Source organism: Flavonifractor sp. DFI.6.63, assembly GCF_024462255.1.
Classification (GTDB): Bacteria; Bacillota; Clostridia; order Oscillospirales; family Oscillospiraceae; genus Lawsonibacter_A; species Lawsonibacter_A hominis.
On sequence record NZ_JANGBE010000100.1, the window covers coordinates 1 to 359 of the forward strand.

The window sequence follows — 359 nt, forward strand, 5'->3', positions numbered from 1 at the left end:
TCCTCGACCGTGTTCTGCACCACTGTACCGTCGTCAATATCAAGGGCGAGAGCTACCGGCTGAAAGAACGTAAAGAATATATGAAGCAGAAGCAGCACATTGTCAATACCCTCTTTGAGCAGGGACAGGCCTAATTTTTCTACATTCCCTCACCACTGTTTTCCTGCATTTTTTATCCGGCGAAAAACTACAATATTAAATCGGCGTTGACAGTCCTTTTGGACGTGGAAGAATCCCGGCTTCCAGCTTGCGTTCTTTTCTCCGCTCCCGCTCAAGCAGCCTTTTCCCCACCCGCTTATTCTGGGAGCCATAGTATTCTGCAACTTCCCGCTGCGTTTTTCCCTCTGCCGGCATAGCCT

At 49.3% G+C, this 359-nt stretch carries 1 protein-coding gene; it reads left to right on the top strand.

Going from position 1 to position 359, the window contains the following annotated elements; genetic code table 11:
• Positions 1 to 134, top strand: a 134-nt coding sequence (locus NE547_RS18070) for an ATP-binding protein (RefSeq protein WP_256175590.1), incomplete at its 5' end; no start/stop codon positions are given.
• Positions 135 to 359: the final 225 nt, after the last annotated feature.